We start from the raw sequence: 23,780 nt of genomic DNA, 5'->3' as shown, positions 1-23,780 counted from the left end.
TGTGTGTATAGAAATGCAGATCTATGTGTATTCTAAGCTTTTATTGAGTGCTGCGCCAGCTTCTCCCACGCCTCCAGCACCAGCCGCCGCGTGCGGTATTCGCCGTATTGACGTATCTCCTTCTCCTTCAGCACGCGAAAGGTTTCGCCGGGGAAGGTGCTAGCAGCAGCGCGGGTAGCGTAGCCAGCCGGGTCGAGCGGGTCTGCCACCTCTTCCCGCGGGTCGAGGATGTCGGCAAGTTCGCGTTCGGTCAAATCCGCCGGGTCGAGGATGTAGCGCAGTTGCTTGCGCGTCAGGCCGTAGAGCCGGGCATAGTAGGCATCGAGTTCGGCACGCAGCACCGCGCGGCGGTCTTCGTCCCAGCGAAAGGGCGGAAAGGGGATGCCCTTCTGCGGGTTGGTTTCGATCTCCGGGTAAGCGCTGATCCAGGATGGCAGGCGCCATTCATGCCTGCCGACAGCAATACGGTTTGCATCCCACGCAGCATGGATGGCTGCCCGCAGCCCGTCATCAGCTTCGTTCCACACATCGTCGGCGAAGGGCTTGAGATCCCAGGCAGTATAGGTCAGTTCCAGTGCGCGCGGCACAATGAAGGCGAGATCGGCGGGGGTGTAGGCAGTGGGGGGAAAAATAGGGAGTTGGCGGAGGATGAAGAAAGTAAGATGCGTCCCACCAATTTTCTGGCGCAATGCCCAATCAAAAATCAGGACATTTAGATTGGCTAGAAAACACGAGAGATGAATAGCCGAAATCTCACCCGTAAGGACTATGGGCATCGTATGTCCTACCCCAACTCTGGGCAGCAGGCTGAAGATGGCGGTGCGCTCATCCGTAGAACGTGCCACATCCCGGAAGCCCACCAACCACCCACGCTGCCAGTCGCCCAGGCGCTTCGTTACTTCTTCAGCGGGCACCCAGTACCAGGGCAGAACGACGAAGTGCGGGTCGGCGTGCTGGTGCTCATCAGGCGTGGGCAGTTGGGTGCTGGAGCGGTCGCGCACGCCCTCATAGGTGCCGTAGCGGTGGTCATAGTGCCAGATCATTTTGGCTTCGTAGAGGGGGAGGTAGCCCTCACCCCCGGCCCCTCTCCCAAGGCTTTGGGAGAGGGGAGAAGGATGCTCGTAGGAATGGGCAGTGACATAGGCAGCAATTTCTTGGAGGACTTGTTCTGTGCGGTCGAGTATCTGGTCATTGGTAAAGCGCAGAATGGCAAAGCCATGTTCGCGCAGGATTTCCTCCCGCAAACGGTCGCGTTCCTGCTGAGTGGGTTCGCGGTGCACGGCGCCATCTATCTCAATGATCAGGCGGGCATCGTCACAGAAGAAGTCGGCGATGAATTGTCCAATCGGATGTTGACGTCGGAATTTTCGGCCTAGCAGCCGACGGTCACGCAACAATTCCCAGAGCAGGCTTTCGGCGGTCGTCGCCTCGCGACGCAACTGCCGCGCCCTGGCAATCAGTTCCTGGCTGGCCTTGGGTAATTCGTACCCTCCTTCTCCCGCAGCGCGAGAAGAGAGGTCGGGGGCTGCGATCCTTCCCCCCTCTCCCGCAGCGTGGGAGAGGGGGCTAGGGGGTGAGGGCACAAACACATTCCCCACCAGCCAGTAACCTTGCTTTTCCAGCTCTGCACGGGTGCGGAAGAGGTGCGAGTCGTTGGACATGTGGAACATCGCCATGAAGCGCACGTCCCAAGGGTTTTCACCCGTGCGTTCGTTCACCAGTACCGGCACGCGCTGATAGATGGCGCGGGTCAGGTCGGCATCTTGCCGGGTACGGAAGACCGGCAGGGTGCGGGTGTTGGGGTTGATGCGGGCAATGTCGTCCGCTGTGAGGGTGAAAACGCGACGCGGGTCGCGCAGGTGATCGGCATGGGTGGCAAAGAAGGCGAAGACCATCGGCGCTGCTTCGCGCACGCCGGCTGGCGTCGGTTGCCACGATCCTGCCAGGGTGAGGAGGCAGAACTTCATGCGGCTATCCACTGCCGGAAAGAGTCGCTGGCGGTTCTCAAAATCGAACAGACTGGCCAGTTGTCCCTTGCCTGCCAGATCGGCGAAGAAGAACTGGTTGGTCGCGTCGGTGGCGATGCCGGTGGGGACGATGATGCCCGCCCGCCCCCGGATATTGAGCAGGCTACGCACGCGCTCGGCAAAGACGGAATAGGTGTTGATGTCGCCGCGGCCGGTGAGGGGATATTGACCACTGCCCCGTAAAAAGCGGCTGGTGCTTTCGGCGCCGTGCAGGGCACGCTGGTAGTCGTGCCAGAGGGCGGGGTTGGTCTGCGGCAGGGCAGCGATCAGCCGTTTGCGGGCAGCGGCGTTGGCAGCGCGGGCAATTTGCGGGTCGCGGACGGCGAAGAACTCTTCTTCCTGCAATTTGATGCGCTCCCAGGGCGGGTTGCCCAGGATAACGTCGAAACCGCCCCGCTCAAAGATTTCGGGCAACTCCAGCGGCCAGTGGAAAAAGCGATGCTCTAAGGCTAGGGCTGCGGCGGTGGCGAGGGCCTGGGGGTGGGTTCTATTCTCCAGCCGATCAACCACCACCTTGGTGGTAATGGCTCTGGAGAAGTCAGAGGTCAGGAGCTGGAAAAAGGCTGCCGTCCACAGGTTGCAAGCTTCCACCAGCCTTTGATGTTCCTGGTTTTGGCAGTAGCGGCCATAGAGCTCCTGTTTGCGGCGCACATCTGCCGGGGAATCGTCTTGAATGGCCTCTAGCTTCTGTCGCTCTTGGCTAAGCTCGGCCACCACCTGCTCAGTGCCAAGAGGAAGGGAAAGCTGCCCCGTCTGCAAATTTTGGCACTCTGTGCGATTTCGCCTCTTCAGAGAGCGGGCAGCCTCCCTAGAGTCGGCGCTTGCAGGATCGAAGGCTTCATGGGGGATGCCCCTTTCCAAAACCTTGAGATCCACCACCCCCACCAGCGAGTCGCCGCACTTGATGTGGTGATCCAAAAAGGTTAGAGGCTTGCCGGCGCAGTGGGCCTCCAGCCACAGGGCCACGCGGCAGAGTTCCACCGCCAGCGGGTTTTTGTCCACGCCGTAGATGCAGTGCGCCACCACATCGCGGATGGCCTCGCGGACACGCTCGGGGGCGGGTTCCTCTTCGCCGGTGCGGATCTTTGCCAGTTCCTTGCCCAACCTGCGGGCGGCAGCAAGCAGGAAGTGACCGGATCCGCAGGCGGGATCACACACACGGATGGACAAAATCGCTTGCTCTTTTTCCTCAGGTGGGCGAGCGGCTTTCAGCCGTTCTTCGATCACTGGCTCCAGCGCCGAGCGGATGAGTTCGGCCACTAGCTCCGGCGGGGTGTAGTAGGAGCCTGTGCTCTTGCGCTCTGAGCCGTAGCTCAACTCAAAGCGAGGCGCCCCTTGCCCAGTTACAATCTGAGGCTGGTAGTCGAGCAAGCTTTCGTAGACGGATCCCAGTTCTTCTACATCCAGTGCCGCGTAGTTGACCCGCCGAAGGGGAGAGGTGGGGTTTTCTCGGTAGTAGGCTAGGTGCGAAAAGGCTTGCAGCAGATCCCGGTTGCTCAGGCTGCACTCATCCAGCTCCAGAGGGGCAAACAGCTCTCCGTTGAGAGGAGCAGCCCCCAGCAGCTCCGCCAGCTCCTCTTGGGAAAGCACCCTCCAGAGCACCCGCAAGCTGCACCAGAGATCCTCGTGTTCGTCTTGGGCACTTTGCCGATCCAAAAACCGCCGCAGCCGCGTCACGCTGTAGTGCTCGCGATAGAGCGCCGCGCTGCTCATCAACCCCCGCTCTTCGGAAACCAAGAGGAACAGGAACCGGTAGACCAAGCGCAGCAGTTGGCGGTAGAGCTCCCTGGGATCCGACAAGAGCCGCGCTCTCAGCCTCTGGTTCTTGGGATGGGCCAGGAACCCATTTGCCAGCAACCTGATGCACTCCTCAACCCCCTCCCGCAGCCGTTCCCGTACCCGGCCACCCTGCTCCAGGGCCTGTTGGTAGTACTTTTCCAGCAGACAATCCCCTGCTAGCTCTGCCGTTTGGGGCAAGCGGCTGCGGTGCAGCAGCCGAAAGAGGATGGCAAAGTCGTTAAACCGCTGCTCCTCTAGGATCTGCTTCAGGTCAAACTCCACATAGGCCTGCCGACGCACATAGGTGGAGTCCCGCAGGAGGCGCAGGGTCAATCCGTTGGTAACAATGCCCCAGAGGTGCTCGCTGCGGTTGAGATACTCCTGCAGCAGCGAGTGGGGTGCCAGGCGAGGCCGGCCAGAAGCCGGCACGCGGCCCAGCTCCTGGCGTGCGCCGACGATGTGCACCGGTGGCGCGTCTTCCGCCTCGCCCATGCGATGCGAGATGGGGAAGTTCATTCCGTCCACCTCGCAGGCGCGCGGTTGATAGCGCACCTCGATCCCCAGCAAACTGAAGAAGGGGATCGCCCAGGCATCGCGGGTGATGCTGGTGGCGAGATCGCTTTCGGGCAGGCGCTGCAGGCGGCTCTGGAAGGCCTCCCAGTACTTTCGACAATCGGCAAAGACCGCGGCAATCTCTTCGACTGGGCTGCGCTTGCTGTTAAAGCCGAAGTCTTCTGGCTTCTGTCCTGGCAGATCCCCTGCCAGCAGCTTTTCGAGAATATCGGGCCCCAACAGGCCTCCTTCGATGCGTACCCCAGAAAACTCGCTCATCGGCAAACCACCGGTTGGAGAACAAGGAGTCCTAAAAGATCGGGGGGAAGCTGCGGCTTCACCTTCAGCCCCCGCCCCTGTAGGGACACGGCTTGGCGGATGCGCCTATGGGCAGCCTCCAGCTCAGCAGCACGCTGCAAAATCCGCTCCCGCGCCGCCTGCTGCAGCCGGTGATCCCTTCCCCAGTTTTCCTCTGTCTCCTGCCACGGGCCGAGACAGGCCAGGAGATGCTGAACCAGCTCCCGCTTTTCCGCTAGCGGTAGGTTCTCATCCGGCTTGGCCGTGGCCAGCAGTTGGAGAGCTGCGCCCGTCTCCAGCCAGCGGGCCTCGCCGCTCTCCAGGCCAACACCGCCTAGCACCAGCACCTCTTCCGCCAAGAGAGGCTGCCCCTGGGGTTGCTCCACCAGGTAGCGCACCCGCAGCAGCAGTAGAGTTGTAAGATCAACTACCGCTCGGGTGCGTAGAGCGCCGCAGCGGGAGACGACAGCATCCCCTTTCTCTGGGTTGTCGAGGGCTTCCTCCAGCAAAAACTGGGCCAGGGCAACCACGACGCGGTGGTTGCGGCCAATGTATTCGGCACCTTCGGGCGTGGGCGAGTCGAAGCTGATTAGCCAACGCCCGCCTTTGGGAGAGGGCAGGGCCAGGCGAATGGCTTCCGGCAAGGTGGCAGTGGCTTCGGAGCCGACGCTAACCTGGTAGACCCCCGACCGCTTCCCTGGGGTTATGGCTAGGTTGAGGCGCTGGGCGGCAGCCAGGAAGAATTCGCGCACAGCTTCGGGATCCCCTAGCACGGCATCGGTGGCCTCCAGCTCCCGCTGCACTGCCTCAGGCTTGAGGGCCCGCTGGGCAAAACGGGTGCGGTTGCGCCGCTCCTGTTCGACAGAGCGATCCCAGCGCCGGTGAAACTCATCCACTTCCGGCACGCCAAGATCGAGGGTTAGCTGGCGCTCGGCGGACCAGTGTCCCTTGCGCAGGAAGAGGGCTTCGAGCACAGCCTGGGTAACGCTTTCGCTAGCCTCCGGCACAGGCACGTGGGTGCCCAGGGTGCGGTGGATCTCCCGCGCTTTGTTGAGCAACACCTCCAGTATCACGCCATCTACGGGGTTGTCGCGGCCAAAAAAGCGGATGACCTTGACCCGGCTGGCCTTTTGGCCGTAGCGATCCACCCGGCCCTCCCGCTGCTCCAGCCGATTGGGGTTCCAGGGCAGGTCGTAGTGGATGACGGCTGTAAACTTTTCCTGCAGGTTGATCCCTTCCGAGAGGCAGTCGGTGGCCACCAGCACCCGTGGTCGGTCAACTTCCAGGTTCGCGATCTTGGCCTCCCGCTCCTCGTCTCCCATCCTGCCCGTTACACAGGCTACTTGGGCTGGGGATCCCAGCTGTTGCCGAAGGTAACTGTCCAGATACTCCGCAGTGGCAACGTAGCGGCACCAGAGGATGGGATGAAAACCTTCCTGAAGCAACTTTTTCACCAGCTCGATGGCCCGCGCCAGTTTGGTGTCGTGCTCTGGGCCCTGGAGCTGTTTGGCCAGACGGGCCAGGGCCTGCAACCGGCGGCGGTCGCTATCCGGCAGGGTTGGGTCTGCGGCTTCAAGAGCTGGCGTTGGCAGCTCATCGTCGGTACGCTCTTCTGCCGACTCGAACACCCAGCGGCTCAGTTCTGCCTCAACCTCTTCTTCTGCCTCCAGGGTTGCTCCGCTGCGATTGTGCAATGCCGCTACTGCTGCCGCCGGGCTGGACATTACGCAGCGCAAAAGGGCCAGCGCTCCCCAGTAGCGCACTCGCTGCTGGCGCTTCTCTAGTTGCTGCCCTGTGCACACCAATTCCGAGCAAAACCCATAGGTGTCCTCGAACAGCTTGCGCTGCCCCTCAGAAAGGGTGTAGGTTTCATCTTCAGCTTCCCGGGTTGGAAAACAGGTGAGCTCCTGCCAAGTTTCCCGAATATCTCGCCGCGTGCGCTGGACAAAATGACGGGCTAGCTGGACGCGTTGGTCTTCGTTGAGATCCTGGAGATCCCATGTCTCGAACTCGGGCCGCAGCAGCCCCAGCAGCGAGCGGAAGGCCTCTTCGACACCGCTGTGGGGAGTTGCCGTCAGCAGGATCAGGTGGCGGTTGGGGTTTTGGGCCACCGCTTTGAGCAGACTGTGGCGCTCCTGCTGGTTTTTGCCATGGGCCGCCGCTGCCCCATGGACTTCGTCGGCAATGACCAGCTCAGGACAAAATTGCAGAAATGGGTGGCGGTTGCGCTCGGTCTTGACGAAGTCAATGCTGGCCACCTGGACAGGAAAGTGCTCGTAGAGGCTGCGCCCAACAGGGGTTTTTCGCTCCAATTGCCCCACCGTTCCCGAGCGGATGACCACTGGCTCCAGGTTAAACTTCTCGGCCAGCTCGCTGGCCCACTGCTCGCACAAATAGGGAGGGCACAGGACACAAAGGCGTCGGATCTCGCCGCGATCCAAAAGCTCCCTGGCTATCAGCAGCGCCTCGATGGTCTTGCCCACCCCTACGTCGTCGGCAATCAATAGCCGCACCGGATCGAGGCGCAGCGCCATGAGCAAGGGCACAAACTGGTATACCCGTGGCCGAATCGAGAGGCGCCCCAGAGAGCGAAAGGGAGTTGCGCCCTCCCGTAAAATCAGCCGGGCCGCCTGCCAGAGGAGAAGGGTACTGGTGGCATCGGCAGGATGATCCCCAGAGGGCCAAGGAAAGGCGGTAGGCTCCACTCGCTCGAAGGGCAAGGTGCCGCCCACAAGGTTCATCAGGTGTCGGTGAATGCAAACCGCATCTTCTGGGGTGCCGGTGAGGGGCCGCAGCACCACAATTTCTTCTGAATCAGCGGGGAGCACCACCCACTCGCGGTTGCGGCAGCGGACAATTGAGCCAGGCTGCATGGGATCCCTGGGAGCGACCTACCTTTTCCATTGCATCTTAGATACTCTTTGGGGACAACTCTCTCCCATCTCCCAACACCCTGCCGGCAGCGGTAGGATGAAACGGAGCCGGCCTCAGGTACCCCTCTGGCCCACCGACATCATGAGCAGCCCCCGTTATCCGTTTGAGCGTGTTCGCGAGCACTTGCTCTTCCAATCTTTGGAAGATGCCGAGTGGAAGGCGCTGACGGCAGCCCTGTTGCCCAGCCGCTTCTCTCCTGGTCAGGTGATCTTTCAAGAGGGGGATCCCAGTAGTGACCTGTACATGATCCTCAGTGGAGTGGTGGAGCTGCGTCGCCAGTACGTGCGACATCCGGGAGATTATTGGCTGGCCACGCTGCACGCCGGGCGCTTGTTTGGGGAACTTTCTCTGCTGACGGGGCGGCGGCGCTCCTTTACGGCAGTGAGCATGACCGAGGTGCAAACCCTACGCCTTTCCACCGAAGGGCTGATCCTGTTGCCTCTGGAAGTACAGGTGAAACTCTACCGCGCCTGGAGCCAGATCATCAGCGAGCACCTTTACTGGCTGGATAGTATGTTCACGGATCTGCTGGAGCAGCGAGGGGTAGAAAATGTAGCCTCGGCTATGGCTCTGCTGCACCAGCGCTATCCCGCTTGAAAGAGGCTCAATCCCTGCTCCGCATAGGTTTGCAGGTCAACGTCCACGAAGACAACCCCTTGGATCCCAAATTTTGTCTTCAGAATGTTCAGGGGTTGCGATATCATGTGCTAAGCAGCAGCCCCCAAGAGATTTCAAGCAGCGAGGTCAGGAGCAGTGGTTAGGGTAGCCATCAACGGGTTTGGTCGCATTGGTCGCAACTTTTTGCGCTGTTGGCTGGGTCGCTCCCAGTCCAACCTGGACATTGTTGCCATCAACGACACCTCAGATGCTCGCACGGCTGCCCACCTGCTCAAGTACGATTCCATCCTTGGGCCGTTGCAGGGAGCAGACGTTGAGCCTGCAGAAAATGGTTTGGTGGTGAACGGCAAGCATATCTATGCCGTTTCCGACCGCAACCCCAGCAACCTGCCCTGGAAAGAGTGGAAGGTGGATCTTGTTATTGAAGCTACAGGTGTTTTTGTCGACTACCAGGGTGCCTCTAAGCACATAGAAGCGGGAGCCAAAAAGGTGGTGATCACCGCTCCGGCCAAGGGGGGAGACATTCCCACGTTTGTCTACGGTGTTAATCAACACACCTACGACCCGGTGCGGCACAACATTGTCAGCAACGCCAGCTGCACCACCAACTGCCTTGCCCCGATCATCAAGGTGTTGCTGGACAAGTTCGGCGTCCTCCGTGCCACCATGACCACCACCCACAGTTACACCGGCGACCAGCGGATCTTAGATGGTGGTCACCGCGATCTGCGGCGGGCCCGGGCAGCAGCATTGAGCATGGTGCCCACCACCACGGGGGCTGCCAAGGCGGTGGCTTTGGTGATCCCGGAGCTGAAAGGCAAGCTGAATGGGGTGGCGGTACGGGTTCCCACGCCCAATGTGTCTCTGGTGGACTTGGTGGTGCAGACGGAGCGGCGCGTGATTGCCGAGGAGGTAAACGCTGCCCTGAAGGAAGCCTCGGAAACCACGATGAAAGGGATCATCGCCTACTCGGATATTCCATTGGTCTCCATCGACTACCGCGGCCACGATTGTTCGGCCATTGTGGATGCGGAGATGACCAGTGTGCTGGATGGGGATCTGGTGAAGGTCATGGCTTGGTACGACAACGAGTGGGGCTACTCCCAGCGGGTGGTGGATCTGGCCGAGTACATGGCTGCTCACTGGGTGGAGTAGGCTGCTTCGGTTGGCTTCCCCATCATTCCCCCATCGAGAACTGGGCAAAAACCTGCCAACGTTTGCCGTCGTGGAGGAGGAGCGTCAAAGCCGACGCCGTGAAGGAACTTTGAAAAAAACGGGTCTTGAACTGCGGCCAAGCGGCGCGAAAGTGGGCGGGGGTTAGGTCTCGGAAGGCCACGGTTATGTGGGGCACGAACGGACGGCCCTGAGCGGTTGTCTCTTTCTGGTTGAGAAGGATCCCCATGTGGTGATGGGCTTGAGCTTGTAGCCGCTGCAGTTCTGGGGAGGGCACGACATGGATAAAAATGACGCGCGGTGCGAAGGCCCCAAAGCCGGATAACTGGATGGAGACGGGGGTCTGACGCCTGGCAAAGTCCTCTAGGGATCCCGTCAAGGCCGGCAGATCGGAACTGGGCCACTCGAACGGCGGCACCAGAGTGATGTGGGGAGGCGAGCGCAGGGCCGCTTGGCTGGCAAATTGCTCGGCAAACTGCTGTTTGATGGCTGTCACCTGCTCTTGCAGTGCTGGAGGGGGGAGCAGAGCAAGAAACAGTCGCTGCTTGGGGTTATCCACCAGCATCGGTAAGAACCTAGAGAACAGGGGATAATGCAACTGTAGCCAAGCCCAAACATCTTGTTATGTCGCGTCCTGTCGCTTCTTCCCCTATCCTGGATCCCTCCTCGGCAACCGGATCCCCAGGCCAAGCGCCTCAGCCGGCTCCCATTCCGCCCTACCAGTGGCATTTGTTCCTTTGTGCAGATCAAACCAAGCCCAAATGTTGTGAGAAAGCCGTGGGATTGGAAGCCTGGGACTATTTGAAATCGCGGATCAAAGAATTGGATCTGGAAATCGGGAGGGGGGGATCCCTGCGGGTACACCGCACCAAAGCCAACTGCCTGCGGGCGTGCGACTATGCTGTTCCCGGCCCTGTGCTGCTGGTGTATCCGGGCGGCTTTTGGTACCACTCGGTCACGCCGGAGGTGGTGGAGGAGATTCTTCAAAAGCACATCCTGGGAGGGATCCCTGTTGTTGAGTATCTGGTAGCCCAAGATACCCTCAGCGCCCCTGATCCAAAAGGGCATGGATAGCCTGCACGCACTCTGCCGTCACCTGCTGCAAATCGGCCTTATCGCTGGAAGCAGGGGGGGGAATCACGTCGCCAATGCGCACCGTGATGGGGCAGAACAAGCGCGGCCACCGGGATCCCTTGGGCAAGACCTTTTCCGTGCCCCAAAGGGCTACAGGCAGCAGAGGCGTTTGGGTGCGGGCTGCAACCAAGGCCGCTCCCAAGTGGGGGTGAGGAATGCGGCCATCGGGGGTACGAGTGCCATTCAAAAAGATCCCTACCGCCCATCCCCGCGCCAAAGCTGCTTCCGTGGCCCGCAGGGCAGCGCGGTCAGAGCCGCCTCTTTTGACCGGGTAGGCGCCGTAGAGCTGGATCACCTGCTTCAACCCCGGCACCCGAAACAGATCTTCCTTGGCCATGAAGGCCACCGGGCGGCGCACCGCATTGGCCACCAGCGGCGGATCCAAATGGCTGGCGTGGTTGCTGACGACGATGAGGGATCCCTGGCGAGGCACGTTTTCCTGCCCATAGGTGCGCCCAAAATACAGTCCCCGAAACAAGGGGTTGACCACCAGCCACTTGAGCAGCCAGTAGGCCAACCAATCCCGGCGGCGATAGCCCATCTGTGAGTCCAACGATCCCTGCCACTCCGGCAGCAGTTCCCTCTCTGAGTGTAGTGGAGGGTGGGTGCTGAAGGGGATCCCTGGGCTTCAGCTCTCCAAATCGGGATCCTCACCCAAAGCCCGCAATCTTGCCGCCAGACGCTCCGCCCGTTGACGTTCCTGTTCCGCCCGTTGGCGTTCTTGTTCGGCTCTTTGGCGTTCTTGTTCCGCCCGTTGACGTTCCTGCTCCGCCCGTTCCCGCTCCAACTCAGCCCGTTCATCGCCGGTCAGCAGCAACTGCCCTTGGGCATCACACCAGCGCAGCCAGCGAGCTTGTTTCCCCTCAAAAACGCCTTCCCACACCGTCAGGCCCAGCCCCACCTGTTCTAGCCAGGTCTCGGTCATTTCCGCGTAGTGGCGGCCCCGCAGTTCGAAAATGCGCAACTCCTCTGGCCCCAGCTCATGATTGGGATCGAAGACCGCGTAGTAGCTAACTCGCATCTGCTCATAACGGCTCAGCTTGCCTTCCAGCTCGTCGCCTTCGCGGTTGGAGACGATCTCGATCACCACATCCGGCGGCTTGTCAAATTGCCAGAGCAGGTAGCAACGGTTTTGCTTCTCCCACCATTGCTCCGGCACCGTGACGTCCAGGCTGAGAAAAACATCCGGCACAATCGGGGGCCGACCGATGGCGGTGTAGATGCCTACATTTGCCGCTGCTAAAAAGGTTTTGCCGCGCAAAGCGCTGTAGAGAGCTCCAGTCAGGAGGCGCTGCTGTTTTTCCGAGGCAAAGTTATCCACCGGGGTATCATCCTCTGTTACGAGATCGGCGACGTCGGGAACCAGCAGTTCAGTATCCATGGGCAGATGGGGTTGGGGATGCTAGCGATCTTAGCCGCTCACCTCAGGGATCCTCTGCTCCCTGAGAAACAGAGAAAACAGAGTCCTCGAGCAAGCCCAGGTACAATCGAGAAAGCTTTACTTAACGATGATTTCTTTTTCTTCGCTGCTCGATGCAGATCGACATCCGTCCTGCGGAAAACTCCGACAGTGCGGCTCTGCTCCACATTTTGCAGGTGGTCTTTGCGGAGTATCCAGGCTGTGTATTGGATATCGAAGAAGTGCCGGAGTTGCTTCAGCCTGCCACAGCTTTCGCGGAGATGGGGGGATCCCTTTGGGTGGCGCAGCATCAGGATCAAGTGGTCGGCTGTGTCGGCCTTGTGCCCGATGGGATCCCTGGGCGAATGGAGCTGAAAAAACTCTACACCCTGCCCGCAGTGCGGGGTCGAGGTTTGGGTCGGCGTTTGATTGAACAGGCCGAATTTGCGGCTCGGCAGCAGCAGGCGGACTCTCTGCATCTGTGGACAGATACTCGCTTCACGACGGCTCATCGGGTTTATGAGCGGCTCGGCTATGTGCGTCTGCCGGAAATTCGTGAATTGCACGATCGCAGCAACTCTGTGGAGTATCACTACGAAAAGCATCTCCATTGAGGGTTGGGCTGTTGAACTGTGATGTGCTGGTGATCGGCTGTGGGGTGGTGGGCTGTGCCATCGCCTACGAATTGTCTGCGGCTGGCCTATCGGTGGTTGGGATCGATGCCGGGGATCCTGCCGCCGGCTCGACAGGGGCAGCTCTGGGGGTATTGGTGGGCATTTCCAGTCGGCAAGCGGGTGGGGAGACGGTTCAGCTTCGCCTGAAAAGCCTGGAGCTGTTCGATCCCCTAATCGCGCGGCTGGAGGAAGACCTGGGCCGGAGTTTGCCCGTCAATCGGCGCGGCATTCTCAAACTCCTCAGGGAGGAGGAAGTGGAAGCTTGGCAAGAGACCCTGGCGGCCCGCCGACAAGCAGGTTACCGCCTAGATCTGCTCAGCCCTGCCGAAGTGGGATCCCTGCAGCCCGGCCTGCGCAGCGACCTGGCGGCGGCCATCTACTCTCCCCAGGATCGACAAGTCCAACCCAAGCTCCTAACCCAGGCTCTCTTGGAAGCAGCCCAACGCAAGGGATCCCGCTTTTTCTTCCACCAGCCTGTCCAGAAGATTCAGCGCAGCTCGGATCCCCCCTTTCGCCTGCAAACGGTTTACACGCCCGCTCTCACCCTCTCGGCAGGGCACGTCATCCTGGCGGCAGGTCTGGGCAGCTCTCCTCTGGCCAAAGAGCTGGGGCTGCAGGTGCCGCTGCAAGCGGTCAAAGGTCAGGCCCTGCGGGTCAAAGCCCCCGGGATCCCCCTGGGGCCCGTGGTCACCGACGCGGATCTGCATCTGGTTCCCCTGGGGGATGGATCCCTGTGGGTGGGGGCAACAGTGGAATTTCAGGCCCCTCATCCCGAGCCGACGCTGCTGGCGCTACAAGATCTGCTGGCCCGCGCCATCCGACTCTGCCCGGCTTTGGCCGAAGCAACTTTGTTGGATCATTGGGCCGGCCATCGGCCTCGACCAGTGGGACAGCGCGCCCCCATCCTGGGTTGGGCTCCTGGCTACGCCAATCTGCTCATTGCCACCGGCCATTATCGCAATGGAGTGTTGCTGGCCCCGATCAGCGCCGCCATCCTGCGGGACTTGGTACTGAAAGGGGAAACAGCCCTCTGTGATCTAGGGCCCTTTGCCCCCAGACAGGGCTGAGCCCGTATCCATCTTCCGGCTCTCGGCCCGCCGATGGACAGGACATATGTCAGAATGAAAGGCTGCCTGGTTAGGATTGGATCGTCCGTTGAGTAGCCCAAAGGAGAAGAGAGCCTTGCCGAAGTTCGCCCTAAAAGCCCTCTGGTTGGAAAACGATTTGGCTATTGCCGTCGATCAGGTGGTGGCCAAAAACCGCAGCCCCCTCACCCACTACTTTTTCTGGCCGCGGGATGACGCTTGGGAGCAGCTTAAGGCTGAGCTGGAAAGCAAAACTTGGATCAGCGAAGTGGATCGCATCGAGCTGCTTAACCGAGCCACCGAACTCATCAACTACTGGCAAAACGGCGGGCGCAACCGCCCCATCAGCGAAGCCCAGGCCCAGTTTCCCGACATCCTGATCGGCGGCAACTCCTAGCCCTCTCCCCCCTGTCAGCCAAAACGTGACTCCGGATCTGCCCATCTTGCTCAGGCTCCCGTCTTTGAGCTAGATTGGCACTCGGGAGTTTAGAGTGCTAACTCCCTGCTAGCCGAGCCGGAGGATTCCTGGGAACCCCACTCCGCCTGGCAGTACCCAAAGTAGGAGCCCAGTCAGACTTACGAGGATCGCGGATTCTATGGCAAAGCGGATTCTGTTTAGAGAAGAGGCCCGCAAGGCATTGGAGCAGGGCATCAACCAACTGGCGGATGCAATCAAGGTTACGATTGGCCCCAAAGGACGCAACGTGGTCTTGGAGAAGAAGTTTGGTGCCCCCCAAATCGTCAACGACGGGGTCACGATTGCCAAGGAAATTGAGTTGGCCGATCCTTTGGAGAACACAGGCGCCCAGTTGATGCGGGAAGTGGCCTCTAAGACCAACGATGTGGCCGGAGATGGTACCACCACAGCCACCATCCTGGCCCAAAGCATGGTGCGGGAAGGGCTCAAAAACATCTCGGCGGGTGCCAACCCTGTGGCCTTGCGACGCGGCATTGAAAAGACCACCGCCTACTTGGTGGAGCAAATTGCGGCTCACGCCAAGGCTGTGGAAGGCCGTAAGACCATCGCCGAAGTAGCCACCATCTCTGCCGGCAATGACAGCGAAGTGGGAGAGATGATCGCCAAGGCCATGGATGCTGTAGGGCGAGATGGGGTGATCACGGTCGAAGAATCCAAGTCGCTGGAAACCGAGTTGGACGTGGTGGAGGGGATGCAGTTTGACCGCGGCTACATTTCCCCCTATTTCGTCACAGACTCGGAGCGGATGGTGGCCGAGTATGAGAATGCTTATCTGCTGATTACCAGCAACAAGATCTCCAGCCTGCAAGATCTGGTGCCCATCCTAGAGCGGGTGGCCCGCGAAGGTCGGCCTCTTTTGGTTATCGCGGAAGATGTAGAGGGAGAAGCTCTGGCCACATTGGTGGTGAACCGCCTGCGGGGGGTACTCAATGCGGTGGCGGTCAAGGCTCCGGCTTTTGGGGATCGGCGCAAAGCCATGCTGGAAGATATCGCCATTCTCACCGGCGGGCAGCTCATCTCTGAGGATGTTGGCATCAAGCTGGATAAGGTCACCCTGGACATGATGGGGGTAGCCCGCAAGATCACCGTCACCAAAGACAAGACCACCATCGTGACCGATGGCAGCACCAAGGCGGCGGTGGAAAAGCGGGTGGCTCAAATTCGCAAGCAACTGGAAACCACCGATTCCGAGTACGACCGCGAGAAACTGCAAGAACGCATCGCCAAGTTAGCCGGGGGAGTGGCGGTGATCAAAGTGGGGGCTGCCACTGAAACAGAACTCAAAGATCGCAAGCTGCGCATTGAGGATGCCCTGAATGCCACCCGAGCTGCGGTGGAAGAAGGGATCGTCCCTGGCGGCGGGGCGACGCTATTGCACCTCTCCAAAGGGATCCCGGCTTTCAAGGCCAAGTTGAATGCCGAAGAACAGGTGGGGGCAGAAATTGTTTACCGAGCCTTGCAGGCCCCTCTCTTTCAGATTGCCCACAATGCCGGTCTGGAAGGGTCAGTGGTGGTGGAAAAGGTTTTGGAGAAGGAGATGCCCTTTGGCTTCGATGCCCTGAGCGGAACCTATGTGGATATGTTTGCCCAGGGGATCGTCGATCCGGCCAAAGTGGTGCGCTCAGCGCTGCAAAACGCGGCTTCCATAGCCGGAATGTACCTCACAACCGAAGCGATTGTGGTGGAAAAGCCTGAGCCCAAGCCGGCGGCTGGCTCTGCACCTAAGGGGATGATGTAGTCTTGCGAAAGTAAACTACCCGACACCCGCGCTATGCGCAGGGTGCGGGCTTTATCCCAATCCCTAGCGGCCCCAGAGGACAGCTAAGTTTCGGAATTTCAGGCGAGTTTACAGTCGCCCCAAGGAGAGAGATTACTTGAGCAGCGTTATGGTCAGCATCCCCTTCCCACCCACAATGTCCACACTTGAACGACTTGCCACTGCGGTAGGACTTGCCCTGCTCAGGGTGGATGTGCAGGCATTTGTGGCAGGTCTGACTGGTGTAGGCAGGCGGCACCAGCACCACAGGCACTCCAGCAATGGCAGCCTTGTAGGCTACAAACATCCTGAGCTGGCAGAACGCCCAGTTGTTAGTCCTGCGCCGCTCAGCCTTACTTCGAGACTTCTGATTCAGGCAATCTCTGATGCCTGTCAAGTCTTCAAAAGCCAGTGCCGCACCAATAGCCTGGGCATCCCTGACCAAGGTTTTGCTGATGTTATGGTTCAGCCATGTCTGGTAGCGCCGTTCTCTCCCAGAGAGCCTTCTCAGCAGCCTCCTAGAGCTGCGAGTGCGTTTGGATTGAACCTTGGCGCGTACACGGCTGAACCGGTCACGGACGGCCTGGATGTATCCTCCGCCCCAAGAGCGTCCGTTGCTAGCGGTGGCGATATCCCGCCTGCCCAAGTCAACTCCGATTACCTTTGGAGTTTTGCCAGTCGGGGGAGTGTCCAGCTCAACAGCGATGTTGATGTAGTAGTCCCCTTGCTTGGTCTTGGACAGAGTAGCGCTGGTGGGCGTTTGCCCCCGCAGCAAAGCGATTTGATAACCGCCAATCTTGAGCTTGAGCCAAACCCGTCCGCTCATCAGGGTCACGCCCACGGCTTGGTCGGACTCTCGGTACTTAAAAGTACGAGCGTCCAAAGTCAGACTGGTGGGGCGGAACTTGTGGACTTGCTTCACCGCCTTGGCATTGCTGATCACCCGACGGAGCGCCTGACAGACGTGGTTGGCCTTCAGCCCCGTTGCTGCCCTTACCGGCCGATAGACCAAGTGGTGCAGCTTGGCGGTGTTCCAGCAGTTCTTTTGTTTGGCGGTGTCGAGAATCTGGTTGCAAGCATTCGCAAAGCCCTGCAAAGTGCGGTCAATTTCTTGACGCAACTCTTGTGGGACTATCAGCTTGCAACGTACGGATATAGTCTGGCTCATGGGCTTATTGTAGTTCATCCAGGCTTTTGACCGGCAAACCTATATGGAGGCGGGCTTACCTCCCGACACCAAGCCTGCGGCTATGGTGCGGGTCTCCAGCCCGAAAATTTGGTGAGCTTTCTGGGAAGGGATCAGTCTTGGATGTACTCCTCGCCAGAGATCAGGGCAGCTTCGGCTTTTTGAAACTCCCTTCCCAAGTAGGCCGCATGGCTGAGCTGGGAGACCACTCTCTCCTGCTCCTTTTCAAAGATCTGTACACACAGTTCTTTGGCCGTGCGCCCAACATACACCCGTTCAGGGGATCGGTTGACGGAGCCCTTGGCCGGGATCACAGCTCCTGTTTCCGGATCGGTGGCCAGCCCCCGCTCATTGATGACGGTGCTGTAGTACTTGGCGCAAATGAGGTTCTGCTCCCGATCCAAGTAGATGACGAAATAGCCCGCCGGATCCAGATCCAGGGGTCGGCGGGAGAGATGGTCGTCAATACTGCGAATCTGCTCGCTCAGGGGATTGGAGGAAGGGGACATAGAACGGCTGACCCAGAACCACACAGGACGTAGCCGAGACTACCTTTGGCTGCTCTCATTGTGGCAGATGAACCCAATCTTTGGGCAGCCTTTGGGGTGGTTGACTTCCTTCCCAGCTTGAACGGTGGGGCTGGTCATATACCCGATGAAGGGGATCCTGTGCGGGCCATCCACCTGAGGTCTCAGAGCTTGGATTAGCGCGGGGCAACCCGATAGAACCGAGTGGCCGTCACCCACTGGTCGGAAGGGATCCCCTCGACAATAATGGCGCGGGCAATGGCATTGCCCAGTTGGGATCCCCGCACCCGCACGTCGGCAAAGGAGCCACTCTGCTCAAAAGAGGCGATCTCCTGGAAGTTCAGCGGACGGGGGGATGCCACCGCTAACACCTGGGCTTGGCCGAAGGGTGGAGCGATGGTCAACCGATAGCTGGCCCCTGGCGGCGGGAAGGTGCGCACTTCTCCGGCCCGCAGAAACTCGTTGCCACCGGAAAAGCGGTTGGGCAAAATCAGATGGGTACGGCCATCGGCTTGGATGCTGAACAGGTAAACGTAGGCATCGCGGTTGGTGCTCAGGGTAATGGCAATCGGCTCGCCAGGCCGGTAGATGGGGTTAGACCCGTGCCGATCCAGCTCCAGATTCACCCGCAGGTCGGAAGGAACGGGGTTGACAATGATGGAGCGGGTGCCAACATCCAACTGACGAGTATCGGCCAGTTGCAGCCTTTGTAAAGGAGGGTAGATGCCTAGGGTTTGCGGAAAAACAGCGGTGGTCGGAGCCACAGACAGCCCCAAAGCCAGCGGTAGGAAAAGCAGTTTGGCGTTCATGGTTCACAACCGATCAATGGCTATGTTCATCCTAGGAAGGGGCACAGGTTGAGGGGGTCAGGCTTTGCGCAATCTCCAATCTCTTGCCGCGGCAGTTTCTCCTGCTGCAGATGGCACCCCCAAGAGGGAAAAGACGGTAAACCAGCGGGGGCACGGCTCTGTTCTCGGTACCTGGGATGGGAATTGGGGGCAACACGTTTGGCAAGGGTTAATCTACAGGTAAGGGATCCCTTCCTCATGCCAGCTTCCCAGTCAACCCCCAACTTGCTCATGGCTCACGACAGCTACCAAGAAGGCATCGCAGCGGTACAAGCGGGCGATTTCCAGGCTGCCATCCAAGCGTTTCGCCAGGCGGTTGCTTCCGACCCAACCCATACCGAAGCTCGTTACAAGCTGGCCTGGGTACTGGGCATGAGCGGCTATCTGGATCCGGCCCTGGCAGAGCTGGAAGCCGTTTTGGCGGCAGATCCCAACCATGTGGCAGCCCATTACAATCGAGGGGCCCTCCTCTTGCAAAAGGCCCAACTGGAAGCCGATGAGGACGGACAAATCGATCTGGCCGTTCTACAGCAGGCAGAAGCAGCCTTTCAAACGGTAATGCGCTTGGATCCCACCGACCAACGGGCCTTTGCCTTCCTCAATTTGGTCAAGCGGGCCATTCGCAACCATCAGGCGTCCACTCAGGTCTCTAGCGGCAGTGGCGGGTAAATCTGTGGGGGTTGTGGTCGGCAGCGATTGCACAGCCAGAAACCCATTGCGTAACATAAGTAAAGCCTGGGGATCCCAGCAGTTTGGAGAGGTGTCCGAGCGGTTTAAGGAAGCAGTCTTGAAAACTGCCGTGGTTGACGCCACCGTGGGTTCGAATCCCACCCTCTCCGTTTATCTTGAGGTAAAGCCCAACGGGTCGAAGCTACAGAGATTCACTGGCCCAGAGGGGGAGCTATCCACATGACCATCCTTGATTTATCGACCTTGACCACTCAACAGCTCAAAGACATAGCTTGGCAGTTGCGGGGCACTCCCGCAGTGGAGCCCATCTATCGGGAACTGGGATCCCGACCCAAGAGCATAGTGATTGCACCTGAAGATCCCCAGTGGACAGAAAAGGTTAACCAAATCCTCACAGAGGGATCCCCATCCTGACCGTCGCATCCCAAACAAGGCGGGACATGAATATCGAACAGCCGCCCTTGCCTGCCTGTGTCAGCTCTGCTAAATACTAAACACCCCCCACAGTTCCTTTAGTTGAAGAGAGGGTCACCATCTTGGGTAGCAGGAGCTAGCCGCAATGATTCCCACCGTCAAAGACGTTTGTCAAATTCATCCTATGGCCTTGAACTACGCCATAGTTGAGCAAATTGAAAATCTGTCGAATGTTATCGAGCATACAGCAGAGGATGCCCGGGCATTCTTCGCCAAAAACCACATTACCCGCGGGATGGATCTGTTGCTGCGTCAGGGGCTCAAACGGCTGGCAGGTCGCTCCGACCAAGCGGTGTTTGAACTCAAACAGGCGATGGGGGGTGGTAAAACCCACTCCATGATTGCCCTAGGGTTGCTGGCGCGGGATGCCGCTTTGCGTGCCGAGGTTGTGCCAGACATCACTCAAGATGCTCCTTTTGCCGACGCTAAACTGGTTGCCATCAATGGACGCCTCAAGTTCGAGCAACGGTTTATTTGGGGAGAGATTGCCCGGCAACTGGGGAAAGAAGAGGCTTTTGTCAAATTTTGGCAGCACGGAGCAGATGCCCCCAGTGAGCAGGATTGGATTGATTTGATTGGAGATGAACCCACCCTCATTCTATTGGACGAGCTGCCGCCCTACTTCGACTACGCCATTACCCGCATGGTGGGCGGAGGTACATTGGCGCAAGTGACAACCTACGCCCTATCGAACCTGCTGAGTGCCGCCTTGAAGTTAAAGCGCTGCTGCATTGTCATTTCCAACCTATCCGGCAGCTACGAAGGAGCCTCACGGGAACTGCAAAAAGCAATCGGTAACTTCGCTCAAGAAACCAACCGCCAAGCGCGATCCATCACACCGGTAGACCTGGGCACATCGGAAATTTACGACATTCTCCGCAAGCGGCTATTTAGCTCCCTGCCCAATGTACAAACCATTGATGCAGTTGCTTCTGCCTACGCAAAAGTGCTGGGAGATGCAGCCAGAGCCAAATCAATTGCCAAAACTGCCGAACAAATTGCCGCCGAAATTCATGCTTCTTACCCTTTCCATCCTTCGGTTAAGCACATCATTGCCCTATTTAAGGAAAACGAAAGCTACCGTCAAACTCGCGGCTTGATGCAGTTTGTTTCAAAAATAATCCAGTCGGTATGGGAGCGTCCCAGCAACGATGTCTACCTGATCGGTTGCCAGCATCTGAACCTCAACATCCCAGATGTGCGGGAAGAGATCAACAAAATCAGCAATCTACAGGGAGCGATTGCCCACGATATTGCGGCCAATGGCACTGCTGTCGCTGAACTGGTGGATCAAAAACTGGGCCATGATGCTGCCAGTCAGATTGCTGCCCTGCTGTTGACTGCCTCTCTGTCTGAATCAGTTGATGCCGTGAAAGGCTTTACCGAGGGGCAATTTTTGGAATACCTAGTAGCTCCTCAGCGGAATGTCAGCGAATTTCAGGATGCTTTTCAAGCGTTCCGTGCCAACGCCTGGTACCTGCACCGCAAAGAAAACGATGCTTGGTACTTTTCCAACATCGAGAACCTGCGTAAGCGCATTGATAGCCGTGCCCGCAACGCTCCCCAGCCGAAAATTGATGCGGAAATGAAGCGGCGGCTGGAAGAAATTTTCCGACCCCAACGGCGGATTGCCTATCAAGAGGTGCAAGCCCTGCCCAAAATTGATGAGATTCGCCTCAATGGCCCGCGGGTGTGCCTGGTACTCAGCCCAGACAGCAAAACACCCCCAGAAGAGGCCCAGCAGTTTTGGGAAAGTGTTCCCGAGAAGAACAACTTTTGTGTGGTTACCGGAGATGGCTCCAATCTGGCCAGCCTAGAAGACAAAACCCGTCGTTTGTGGGCCGTTGCCCGAGTACTGGAAGAAACCGGTGGAGACAAATCCCCCCACAAAGCAGAACTGGAGGAAGAGGCCGAACAAGCCGCCTACGACTTTAACGCCACTGTGGTCAGCCTGTTCAATCGGGTCTATTACCCCATCAAGGGCAAACTGACTCCTACCAAGCTCTCCATGACCTTTACGGGCAATACCTTCCATGCTGAAGAGCAGATCGAAAAAGCCCTATCCGATGTCGGTGCATCCAAGCTGTATGTCGATGTGGAAGCCAATGCCGAGGCGTTGCTGTCGCGAGCAGAAGACCTGTTGTGGCCGGCAGGGGGAGAGCGGCGTATCCCTTGGCGAGACGTGGTTTCCCGCACCATCACCAACGAGCGCTGGCCCTGGTTGCCCCCCAAAGGAATGGATACCCTGCGGCAGATAGCCGTCAGCCAAGGTCGCTGGCGGTACACCGAAGATGGATACATCGAAAAGGGGCCCTTTCCGCCCCCCCGCACATCCGTAGCCATCACCCAGCGAGAATACGATGACCGCACCGGTACGGCTACCTTGGAAATTCTGCCTCGAGATGCGGGCAAAAATGGCCGTGTTCACTACGACTACGCGCCCAATGTGGATGCCAACAGCCCTGTGGTGCCCGATACGATCTGGACAACCAATGACACTGCCCTGTGGTTTGTCGCCATTGACCCGGATGGCCGGCACGAGACAGGGGATGTCTATGCTTGGAAGAATACGCTGACCCTCACCCACCAGCCTCGTATTGGCGGCGGCAAGCGCACCGTAGAGCTAACCGTGAAACCCCGTGGTCAAATTCGCTGGAACACCACGGGCATTAACCCACGGGAAGGCACCCTCTACACTGGCCCCATCGAACTAGAGGGATCAGAAGCCGTTACCATCTATGCCTACGCCGAAGATCAAGGGGTGAGCACCACTCGCAACTTCACGATCCCGGCGCTCGACCAAAAAGGGCCGGTGATTGACAAAAACAAACCGGCTAAGCTGCACAAGCGCCTCAACCTGCAAGGAAATAAGGCGAGTTATACGGCCATCAATCAGAGCAAGGCTTTGGGTGTGCGACTGGCGGGTGGGATCTCCCTAACCGTGGGGGAAGGGAACCGAGCCATCACCACCCGGTTTGGAAGCGATATGTTGGTAAAAGCGGAAGACATTGAGCAGTTTATTGCGATAGCACGTCAGGCTTTGGGCAATGAGACGGCAGAGGTGAGTCTGCGCTTGGACGAGCTACGCTTCAGCAGCGGCCACGATTTGGAAGTCTTTTTGCATCGGTTGGAAATCAATCCTGAGCCGGGAGAGGTAGAGCAGTGAGCGATAAAAAATGGGAGACGGTGGGGTTCGGCTGTCCCAAAACCGTTGATCCCCACCACTTTGTGGTCGAAATACCTGCCGGCAGAACCGCTCCTGTGCTGATTTACGAAGTCTATGGCATCAAGGCGGGCATCAACGGACAGCCGGACATTGCGGAGCGCTGTGTTCTCAGCCGGTCTATCTGGAGCCAGATTGCTGAGGATCTCAAACAAGAGTTTAATGACCGCCTGCGGGCGAAAAAAATGAATCCGAGCCGTTGGACAACTGGCCGCAACCTCGTAGAACGTCTGCTGGGGAAGGAATTGCTGGTGCTGGCTTGGGCAGTAGAACGGGCCAAACCGGAGGCGATCCCCAATGCCATTCGCAACTGGAGAGGGCTGCGTCCAGAAGAGCGCTGGTGGCTTTACACCATGACAGCAGCGGCGACAGGGGGTGTCGATCACGGGAATATCGGTTGGCGCAAAGCCCTGCGCTATGCCCTCACAGAAAATCCCTTGACGGAACTGAGTGTGCCCACTCCGGTCAAGCGCCCATACCAGCCAGCTTGTTCCGATAGCTTGCGTAGCGAAGCCGTAGAAGCCGATCAACTCAGCCTGTTATCCTGCTTGCAAGAAGATCCCTCGCCCTTTTGGGATAGTGAAGCAACCATTGGCACGACAAAGCTAAGAGATTAAGTTATATAGATAAAACCGCCTATTTGGGAGAATGCAAATGATGACAGAACTGCTGGAGAAAGCGATTAGCAAGTTAAAAGCTCTACCCACAGAGGAGCAAAATGCAATTGCCAGCCTGATTCTTGATGAGCTAGAAGACGATCAGCGATGGGAAGAATCCTTTGCTTCTTCAGCGGATATGTTAGCAAAACTCGGTGCCGAGGCAATAGCCGAGTATCAAGCAGGCAAGACGGAAGAATTAAACCCCGAAACACTGTGAAATCTCGCACCACTGCCCAGTTTCGCAAGTTGTTTAACGCTCTTCCAGAG

Annotated in this window: 20 protein-coding genes and 1 tRNA gene; 13 read left to right on the top strand and 8 right to left on the bottom strand. The window is 58.7% G+C overall.

All coding sequences use genetic code 11. The annotated features are described in order from the left end of the window. Window positions 1-32: 32 nt before the first annotated feature. Together ACVW0B_RS00825 and ACVW0B_RS00820 are read right to left on the bottom strand one after the other, a co-directional pair. Window positions 33-4,637 (bottom strand): DUF559 domain-containing protein, encoded by a 4,605-nt coding sequence (locus ACVW0B_RS00825; RefSeq protein ID WP_457490710.1) that lies wholly within the window; start codon window positions 4,635-4,637, stop codon window positions 33-35. After that, window positions 4,634-7,528: a helicase-related protein gene (locus ACVW0B_RS00820; RefSeq protein WP_457490709.1), complete on the bottom strand. Its 2,895-nt coding sequence runs from the start codon at window positions 7,526-7,528 to the stop codon at window positions 4,634-4,636. The genes ACVW0B_RS00825 and ACVW0B_RS00820 overlap by 4 nt, the downstream gene beginning before the upstream one ends. A gap of 97 nt (window positions 7,529-7,625) precedes the next feature. Between ACVW0B_RS00820 and ACVW0B_RS00815 the strand changes: the two genes are divergently transcribed. Then, window positions 7,626-8,186 carry a Crp/Fnr family transcriptional regulator gene (locus tag ACVW0B_RS00815; RefSeq protein ID WP_187147224.1) on the top strand — a complete coding sequence of 187 codons (561 nt, stop codon included), beginning with the start codon at window positions 7,626-7,628 and terminating at the stop codon, window positions 8,184-8,186. A 156-nt stretch (window positions 8,187-8,342) separates the two neighbouring features. Continuing rightward, complete coding sequence (gap, locus tag ACVW0B_RS00810; protein ID WP_414407135.1) at window positions 8,343-9,362, top strand: type I glyceraldehyde-3-phosphate dehydrogenase; 1,020 nt, start codon at window positions 8,343-8,345, stop codon at window positions 9,360-9,362. A 22-nt stretch (window positions 9,363-9,384) separates the two neighbouring features. Here gap and ACVW0B_RS00805 read toward each other — a convergent pair whose 3' ends face one another. Continuing rightward, window positions 9,385-9,945, bottom strand: coding sequence for a 2'-5' RNA ligase family protein (locus ACVW0B_RS00805; protein ID WP_457490708.1), 561 nt, complete (start codon window positions 9,943-9,945; stop codon window positions 9,385-9,387). 59 nt (window positions 9,946-10,004) lie between these two features. Here ACVW0B_RS00805 and ACVW0B_RS00800 point away from each other — a divergent pair, with 59 nt between their 5' ends. Continuing rightward, window positions 10,005-10,454 (top strand): (2Fe-2S) ferredoxin domain-containing protein, encoded by a 450-nt coding sequence (locus ACVW0B_RS00800; RefSeq protein ID WP_457490707.1) that lies wholly within the window; start codon window positions 10,005-10,007, stop codon window positions 10,452-10,454. Here ACVW0B_RS00800 and ACVW0B_RS00795 read toward each other — a convergent pair. Next, entirely contained in the window at window positions 10,423-11,055 is a 633-nt protein-coding gene (locus ACVW0B_RS00795; protein WP_457490706.1) for a lysophospholipid acyltransferase family protein, read from the bottom strand. The two genes, ACVW0B_RS00800 and ACVW0B_RS00795, sit on opposite strands and share 32 nt — an antisense overlap. A gap of 87 nt (window positions 11,056-11,142) precedes the next feature. Further along, window positions 11,143-11,895, bottom strand: a complete 753-nt coding sequence (locus tag ACVW0B_RS00790; RefSeq protein WP_011433311.1) for a Uma2 family endonuclease — start codon at window positions 11,893-11,895, stop codon at window positions 11,143-11,145. A 152-nt stretch (window positions 11,896-12,047) separates the two neighbouring features. Here ACVW0B_RS00790 and ACVW0B_RS00785 point away from each other — a divergent pair, with 152 nt between their 5' ends. The 4 genes from ACVW0B_RS00785 (at window position 12,048) to groL (ending at window position 15,888) form a co-directional block, all read left to right on the top strand. Further along, window positions 12,048-12,527, top strand: coding sequence for a GNAT family N-acetyltransferase (locus tag ACVW0B_RS00785; protein WP_041437363.1), 480 nt, complete (start codon window positions 12,048-12,050; stop codon window positions 12,525-12,527). 11 nt (window positions 12,528-12,538) lie between these two features. Beyond that, window positions 12,539-13,654 carry an NAD(P)/FAD-dependent oxidoreductase gene (locus ACVW0B_RS00780; protein WP_457490705.1) on the top strand — a complete coding sequence of 372 codons (1,116 nt, stop codon included), beginning with the start codon at window positions 12,539-12,541 and terminating at the stop codon, window positions 13,652-13,654. A gap of 88 nt (window positions 13,655-13,742) precedes the next feature. Further along, complete coding sequence (locus ACVW0B_RS00775) at window positions 13,743-14,069, top strand: 30S ribosomal protein PSRP-3 (RefSeq protein ID WP_414330048.1); 327 nt, start codon at window positions 13,743-13,745, stop codon at window positions 14,067-14,069. 199 nt (window positions 14,070-14,268) lie between these two features. Continuing rightward, window positions 14,269-15,888: a chaperonin GroEL gene (groL, locus tag ACVW0B_RS00770; protein ID WP_414418515.1), complete on the top strand. Its 1,620-nt coding sequence runs from the start codon at window positions 14,269-14,271 to the stop codon at window positions 15,886-15,888. A gap of 31 nt (window positions 15,889-15,919) precedes the next feature. Here the strand turns inward: groL and ACVW0B_RS00765 are convergent, their stop codons facing one another. The 3 genes from ACVW0B_RS00765 to ACVW0B_RS00755 form a co-directional block, all read right to left on the bottom strand. Next, window positions 15,920-17,074 carry an RNA-guided endonuclease InsQ/TnpB family protein gene (locus ACVW0B_RS00765; protein ID WP_457490704.1) on the bottom strand — a complete coding sequence of 385 codons (1,155 nt, stop codon included), beginning with the start codon at window positions 17,072-17,074 and terminating at the stop codon, window positions 15,920-15,922. Window positions 17,075-17,205: 131 nt separating this feature from the next. Beyond that, window positions 17,206-17,601, bottom strand: coding sequence for a DUF4346 domain-containing protein (locus ACVW0B_RS00760; protein WP_414407603.1), 396 nt, complete (start codon window positions 17,599-17,601; stop codon window positions 17,206-17,208). Window positions 17,602-17,795: 194 nt separating this feature from the next. Then, window positions 17,796-18,428 (bottom strand): DUF4384 domain-containing protein, encoded by a 633-nt coding sequence (locus tag ACVW0B_RS00755; RefSeq protein WP_414330041.1) that lies wholly within the window; start codon window positions 18,426-18,428, stop codon window positions 17,796-17,798. A 237-nt stretch (window positions 18,429-18,665) separates the two neighbouring features. Between ACVW0B_RS00755 and ACVW0B_RS00750 the strand changes: the two genes are divergently transcribed. The 6 genes from ACVW0B_RS00750 (at window position 18,666) to ACVW0B_RS00725 (ending at window position 23,730) form a co-directional block, all read left to right on the top strand. Then, on the top strand, window positions 18,666-19,136 hold the full coding sequence (locus ACVW0B_RS00750) for a tetratricopeptide repeat protein (protein WP_457490703.1): 471 nt from the start codon (window positions 18,666-18,668) through the stop codon (window positions 19,134-19,136). An 85-nt stretch (window positions 19,137-19,221) separates the two neighbouring features. Next, window positions 19,222-19,306: transfer RNA gene (locus ACVW0B_RS00745), tRNA-Ser, on the top strand. A gap of 70 nt (window positions 19,307-19,376) precedes the next feature. Next, a complete protein-coding gene (locus tag ACVW0B_RS00740) occupies window positions 19,377-19,571 on the top strand; it encodes a hypothetical protein (protein WP_011433320.1) in 195 nt (64 codons plus the stop codon). 145 nt (window positions 19,572-19,716) lie between these two features. Further along, window positions 19,717-22,797: an anti-phage-associated DUF499 domain-containing protein gene (locus tag ACVW0B_RS00735; protein ID WP_457490702.1), complete on the top strand. Its 3,081-nt coding sequence runs from the start codon at window positions 19,717-19,719 to the stop codon at window positions 22,795-22,797. Then, window positions 22,794-23,471 carry an anti-phage-associated DUF3780 domain-containing protein gene (locus ACVW0B_RS00730; protein ID WP_083757646.1) on the top strand — a complete coding sequence of 226 codons (678 nt, stop codon included), beginning with the start codon at window positions 22,794-22,796 and terminating at the stop codon, window positions 23,469-23,471. The genes ACVW0B_RS00735 and ACVW0B_RS00730 overlap by 4 nt, the downstream gene beginning before the upstream one ends. Window positions 23,472-23,511: 40 nt before the next feature. Next, window positions 23,512-23,730 carry a hypothetical protein gene (locus ACVW0B_RS00725; RefSeq protein WP_041437369.1) on the top strand — a complete coding sequence of 73 codons (219 nt, stop codon included), beginning with the start codon at window positions 23,512-23,514 and terminating at the stop codon, window positions 23,728-23,730. Window positions 23,731-23,780 lie beyond the last annotated feature (50 nt).

It is taken from the genome of Thermostichus sp. MS-CIW-23 (assembly GCF_054059455.1).
This window is presented reverse-complemented; position numbering and strand designations above follow the sequence as displayed.

Coding starts and splice junctions, on each gene's coding strand:
- ACVW0B_RS00790 (WP_011433311.1), bottom strand. CDS start 11,895: ATGGATACTGAACTGCTGGTTCCCGACGTCGCCGATCTCGTAACAGAG.
- ACVW0B_RS00825 (WP_457490710.1), bottom strand. CDS start 4,637: ATGAGCGAGTTTTCTGGGGTACGCATCGAAGGAGGCCTGTTGGGGCCC.
- ACVW0B_RS00760 (WP_414407603.1), bottom strand. CDS start 17,601: ATGTCCCCTTCCTCCAATCCCCTGAGCGAGCAGATTCGCAGTATTGAC.
- ACVW0B_RS00805 (WP_457490708.1), bottom strand. CDS start 9,945: ATGCTGGTGGATAACCCCAAGCAGCGACTGTTTCTTGCTCTGCTCCCC.
- ACVW0B_RS00795 (WP_457490706.1), bottom strand. CDS start 11,055: ATGGGCTATCGCCGCCGGGATTGGTTGGCCTACTGGCTGCTCAAGTGG.
- ACVW0B_RS00820 (WP_457490709.1), bottom strand. CDS start 7,528: ATGCAGCCTGGCTCAATTGTCCGCTGCCGCAACCGCGAGTGGGTGGTG.
- ACVW0B_RS00735 (WP_457490702.1), top strand. CDS start 19,717: ATGATTCCCACCGTCAAAGACGTTTGTCAAATTCATCCTATGGCCTTG.
- ACVW0B_RS00815 (WP_187147224.1), top strand. CDS start 7,626: ATGAAACGGAGCCGGCCTCAGGTACCCCTCTGGCCCACCGACATCATG.
- ACVW0B_RS00785 (WP_041437363.1), top strand. CDS start 12,048: ATGCAGATCGACATCCGTCCTGCGGAAAACTCCGACAGTGCGGCTCTG.
- ACVW0B_RS00755 (WP_414330041.1), bottom strand. CDS start 18,428: ATGAACGCCAAACTGCTTTTCCTACCGCTGGCTTTGGGGCTGTCTGTG.
- ACVW0B_RS00750 (WP_457490703.1), top strand. CDS start 18,666: ATGCCAGCTTCCCAGTCAACCCCCAACTTGCTCATGGCTCACGACAGC.
- ACVW0B_RS00765 (WP_457490704.1), bottom strand. CDS start 17,074: ATGAGCCAGACTATATCCGTACGTTGCAAGCTGATAGTCCCACAAGAG.
- groL (WP_414418515.1), top strand. CDS start 14,269: ATGGCAAAGCGGATTCTGTTTAGAGAAGAGGCCCGCAAGGCATTGGAG.
- ACVW0B_RS00740 (WP_011433320.1), top strand. CDS start 19,377: ATGACCATCCTTGATTTATCGACCTTGACCACTCAACAGCTCAAAGAC.
- ACVW0B_RS00800 (WP_457490707.1), top strand. CDS start 10,005: ATGTCGCGTCCTGTCGCTTCTTCCCCTATCCTGGATCCCTCCTCGGCA.
- ACVW0B_RS00725 (WP_041437369.1), top strand. CDS start 23,512: ATGACAGAACTGCTGGAGAAAGCGATTAGCAAGTTAAAAGCTCTACCC.